At 66.6% G+C, this 4848-nt stretch carries 6 protein-coding genes; 4 read left to right on the forward strand and 2 right to left on the reverse strand.

Features of this window, described 5'->3' with window-relative positions; all coding sequences use genetic code 11:
* Positions 1–3 precede the first annotated feature (3 nt).
* Together NS2_RS35035 and NS2_RS35040 are read right to left on the reverse strand one after the other, a co-directional pair.
* Complete coding sequence (locus NS2_RS35035; RefSeq protein ID WP_033091652.1) at positions 4–765, reverse strand: enoyl-CoA hydratase; 762 nt, start codon at positions 763–765, stop codon at positions 4–6.
* Positions 766–786: 21 nt separating this feature from the next.
* Positions 787–1230, reverse strand: coding sequence for an SRPBCC family protein (locus NS2_RS35040; RefSeq protein WP_033091651.1), 444 nt, complete (start codon positions 1228–1230; stop codon positions 787–789).
* 86 nt (positions 1231–1316) lie between these two features.
* Between NS2_RS35040 and NS2_RS35045 the strand changes: the two genes are divergently transcribed.
* The 4 genes from NS2_RS35045 to NS2_RS37035 all read left to right on the forward strand — a co-directional run bounded on the left by NS2_RS35045 (position 1317) and on the right by NS2_RS37035 (position 4746).
* On the forward strand, positions 1317–2528 hold the full coding sequence (locus NS2_RS35045) for a TetR/AcrR family transcriptional regulator (protein WP_036552511.1): 1212 nt from the start codon (positions 1317–1319) through the stop codon (positions 2526–2528).
* Positions 2529–2881: 353 nt separating this feature from the next.
* Positions 2882–3730: an esterase/lipase family protein gene (locus NS2_RS35050; RefSeq protein ID WP_033091649.1), complete on the forward strand. Its 849-nt coding sequence runs from the start codon at positions 2882–2884 to the stop codon at positions 3728–3730.
* A gap of 118 nt (positions 3731–3848) precedes the next feature.
* Positions 3849–4493: an FAD-dependent oxidoreductase gene (locus NS2_RS35055; protein WP_197707875.1), complete on the forward strand. Its 645-nt coding sequence runs from the start codon at positions 3849–3851 to the stop codon at positions 4491–4493.
* Positions 4435–4746 (forward strand): hypothetical protein, encoded by a 312-nt coding sequence (locus NS2_RS37035; protein WP_200885936.1) that lies wholly within the window; start codon positions 4435–4437, stop codon positions 4744–4746. The genes NS2_RS35055 and NS2_RS37035 overlap by 59 nt, the downstream gene beginning before the upstream one ends.
* Positions 4747–4848: the final 102 nt, after the last annotated feature.

A 4848-nucleotide genomic window follows, 5' to 3' on the forward strand; every position in this document is an offset into this window, starting at 1 on the left:
GTACTAGGCGGAACCGGTGATTCGCGCCTGCGTGGCCGCCAGGCGAGCGGCGAATTCCGGGGATTCGAGCGAGGTCAGCTGCGGCACCACCTCGGTGCTCACGGCTTCGGCGTGTGCGGCCAGCGCCCGGGTGGCCCGCATGGTGCGCTTGGTGGTGATGAGCAGCTCGCGCGGGACATCGGCCGTGGCGGAAGCGAATTCGACGGCGGCATCGAGCAAGGCGTCGTGATCGCCCTCGACGACCCGATGGACCAGACCGGCCCGCACGGCGGCCTCGGCATTCATGACCTCACCGAACAGCGTCATGGCCGCCGCCTGCTGCGGCCCGACGGCCCGCTGCAACATCCACGTCATCCCGCCGCCCGGGTGGATCCCCAGCTTCAGGAACCGAGCGTCGAAGCGCGCCTTGGGATTCGCGAACCGGACATCGGCCGCCAGCGCCAGATTCAGCCCCGCGCCCACGGCCTGCCCGCCCACGGCCGCGACCGTCGGCAGCTTGCAGCGCGCCACCGCCAGGAAGCCTTCGTAGATGGCGCGCAGCCCCTCTTCCTTGGCCTCACCCAGCGCGGTCAGGTTCGCACCCGCGCAGAACGCCGGCGGCGTCCCGGTGACCACCAGGGCGTGCACCGACTCGTCGGCTTCGGCCTCGGCGACCGCATCCGCGAGATCGGCGGATAGGTCCAGCGTCAACGCATTCCGCTTGTCGGGGTCGTGCACCGTAACGAGCGCCACCGAGTTCCGGCGCTCCACCTTGATCTCCGCCATGGCCCCAGATGGTAGCCCGCGTCAGGCGCCGCGCAGTTCCCGCTCGGCCGTGCGCAACACCATGACGAAGCCGCCGCGCACCACCGGCAGGAACAGCCGGGTCCACACCGGCGCGAGGATCGGGGCCGCGATCTCGAAGGTCGACGACCACCGCACCCGGGTTCCCGCCCCACACGGCTCGAATCCGATCGAGCCCTCCTGATGTCGAAGCGGCGGAACGGAATTCAGCAGTCGGTACCGCATCATCCGGGGCGGATCGTAGGCCACGATCTCCTCGGTGAGGCGCAGCAGCGGCGTCACCACCAACCGCACCGCGCCCACCCCGTTGCCCGCGGTATCGCCGGGCCGCACCAGGGTGACGCGGCGAACCAGCGGAACCCGTTGGTAATTGGTGACATCGGTGAGCCACTCGAAGACGTCGGACTGTGGGGCCGCGATGTTGCGCTCAACATCAACCGTGCGCATGCGGGCAGCCTACGCGCGGTGCTCCCGAACGGCAGCGGATCAGCGGCGGGGCGTCGACGGAAATGCCTGGTGATTACCATTGCCGTATGACCGTCGAGGAGCAGCCGCAGCGCGTGATCCGCCGCCGCCCGAAGAACCGGCGTGCCCAGATCGCCGCCACCTCGGCCGCCGCCTTCGGTTCGCTCGGCTATCACGGTGTGAGCATGGAGGACATCGCGGCCCGGCTCGGAATCTCCTCGGCCGCACTATATCGGCACTATCCGAGCAAATACGCCCTCTTCCGCGAGGAGTTGCTGCGCCTGGCCCAGCTCACCGCGCAATCCGCGACGCCACCCGACGCGGCCGAGGAGCTGTCCCCCCGCGCGCGCCTGGACCGCGTGCTGGACAAGATGATCGCCGAGACCATCGCGAATCGTTCGACCGTCACCCTGGTCCGCTGGGAGCGCCGCTACCTCGACGAGGCCGACCGCCGCACCCTCGAGGACCAGTTCACCGCCGCCCTGACCACCCTGCGCGCCCTGATCGGCGATGTCCGCCCCGAACTCGACGGCCATGATCGCGCGGTCCGCGCGGTATCGCTGCTCAGCGTGATCTCCAGCATCGGCGATCACCATGCCACCCTGCCCGCGAAATCCCTGACGGCCCTGCTGCATTCGGCCTGCGACGCCATCATCGCGACCGATCTGCCCCCCGCGGGCACCGAACCTACGACCCCGCGGGCGGTCGAGATCCCGCAGAGCTTCAAACACGAACTCCTGCTCAAGAGGGCTGTGGAACTTTTCCACGCCCGCGGCTACCCCAATGTCAGCGTCGAGGACATCGCCGCAGCGGCCGACCTCTCGGCCGCCTCCGCCGTCTACCGCTATTACCGCAGCAAGGGCGACCTGCTGGCCGCCGCCTTCCGCCGCGCCGCGGACCGGGTTTCGGGCGCGATCGGCCCCGCGGTGGCTTCCTCGGCGAGCCCCGCCGAGGCACTGCGCAAACTGGTCGACCTGTATGTGGCCGGATCCTTCGCCGAACGCGAACTGACCTTCGTCTACTACGCCGAATTCGGCCACGTCTCGGCCGAAGAGCGCACCATGCTCCGCAATGTGCAGCGACTCATCGTGGCCGAGTGGGTCCGCCTGCTGGTCGCGGTCCGCCCGACCCTCTCGGAGGGCGAGGCCCGCATCCTGGTCCAGGCCGCGTTCGGCCTGGTGGTCGACCTCGGCCGGGAGTTCGGCGGCCACCCGTCGATCTGCCCGCAGCCCAGGGTGATCCGACTGATGGAAGTTACGCTGTTCGGAGCGCCGTCATAGGCGTGAATGGCGCATAGTCGCGCACACATCCGTTATCCCATTCCCATAGCGAGATCGGATCAACGGCCACCCCGCTCTGCAGAATAAGCCGCCACCCGGCGTCCTCCCGCTGCCAGATATCACCATCGCGATCCCAGTAGAGGCCGATCGTGCGCGGCTCGACGGTGTCAGTCCGGCTCATGGCATTCCTCTCGTCAGCGACATTGAGAATCTCGGCGCGTCGCGCCTGCCGAATACCAAATATATTTGCCAAACATTCGCCAATGCAGGAAGCGGAATGCGCGAGTCGAATTGACCGCGCAGACTGGTCCGGTCGGGGAGCTCAACCAATCGACCGGAAGGCATTGCCACACATGAGAATTATCGCGCGCGTCGCCGCTGCCGCCGTCCTGGGCGCGGCACTACTGTCCACCGCCACCGCGCAGGCAGCACCCGCCGGAACCACCATCGAGCCGCCGATCGACTGCACCCCGACCACCGCCCACCCCAATCCGATAGTGGTACTCCCCGGCGGCGACGGCACCCCCGAACAAACCGACGAACAGTGGACCCCCGTGCTCACCGTGCTACGCGGAGCCGGATATTGCACCGTGCTGTTCCAGGGCGGCATCGTCAATGACAAGCGCTGGAACGGCGACATACCGAGCGAGGCTCAGCAGGTTGCCGACTTCATCGCGAAAGTGCGCAGCACAACCGGTTCCGAGAAGGTCGAGATCGTCGCGCATTCGGCCGGAACAATCGTCTCGAACTACTACCTCAAGTTCCTCGACGGCGCACCCACAATCAACCACGCGATCTTCCTGACCCCCGAAGTCCGCGGGTGCGACGGCGCAGGCGTCTTCGGCCTCAAGAACCCCCCGATCACCCCCGTCCAATTGCTGACCGCGCTCCCCTTCCTGCAATCGGCCCTGGCCGCGAGCTCCGCCGAAATGGCCACCGCCATGCAGATGTCCCCCACTTCACCGCTCTACCAATCCCTTTTCGGCACCCCCGTCACCCAGCCCGGCGTCACCTACTCCGCGATCGCCACCCGCAACGACCAACTCGCCACCCCCGCCCCCGCCTGCTCGACGCTCGACGAGCCCGGCGTAGTGAACGCTGTCTACGAGGACCTGTTCCCCGGTGCGGAACCCGTGGATCACTCACTGATCCGGTCCAGCGCCAACACGGCGGGCTGGGTCCTGCAGCAACTCCAGCGCTGACACGCCAAGAAGAATATGCGTCGACTTAGGGCCGGAAGATAATGGGAAACAACACATTCAACGCGAGAATTGTGATTAACATAGCCGCCAGTTGGATCCCCCCCGGGCGGAGGCACACATGCGCCGGACACGACGACAGTTCATCAAGACGGCAGCCAAGGCGGGAGGCGTGGCGGCAGCACTGACACTCGCTCCCGCCGGCGGCCGGGCCCATGCCGAGCCCGGCCGCACCGTGGCGGTATTCGGAGCCGGTCCCGCGGGCCTGACCGTCGCACACGAGCTGGCCGAAAGAGGCTTCTCGGTAACGGTTTTCGAGAAGCTGGCCGACTTCGGCGGCAAGACCCGCAGCATCTACACCCCCGACGGCCTCCCCGGCGAGCACGGCTTCCGCAGCTTCTTCGGCTTCTACCACAATCTCCCGGACACCTTGCGCCGCATACCTTTCCCCGACAATCCGCACGGCGTATGGGACAACCTCACCCGTCTGAACGAGCGAAGCCCAATTCTGGCGCCGCCCCCTCCCCACCTACGGCAACGGCAACGTCCAAGAAGTCCTGTCCGCCATCATCTCCGAATGGGACGAGCCCGGCACCTTCAACAAAAAACCAGCCCGCCAATGCACCTTCGAAGAACTAGTCCGAGAAACCTGGTCCCAAATCAAAGCCCACGTAGACCACAACGGCGACAACCCTCTCACCGACGACATGCTCCACTCCTGGCAAATAGACCCCGCCCTGACCAACCCCGGCACCCCCGAAATTGACTACGACGACGCCATCTTCATCCAAAACCCCGGCTCCTGGGCCGACCGCCCCAACGCCTGGACCAACCTCGACAACCTCTTCCTCGCAGGCGACTGGATCAAAACCCAAATGAACGTAGCCTGCATGGAAGCCGCCAACGAAGGCGGCCGCCCAGCCGCCAACCCCGTCCTACACACCTCCACCTCCCCCCACCCCGAAGCCCCAATACCCCCGCTACCGAATGCCGTTGTGGGAACCCCTGAAAGCGGTTGACCTCCAATTCTACCGAGCAGGCCAACCAAACGCGTTCGACGTAATAGACCGCCGCTACCCAACAACCAGATAGCGTCGTCTTGTTCTTGGTCGTGTCTCTAG

It is taken from the genome of Nocardia seriolae NBRC 15557 (assembly GCF_007990715.1).
Lineage (GTDB): Bacteria > Actinomycetota > Actinomycetes > Mycobacteriales > Mycobacteriaceae > Nocardia > Nocardia seriolae.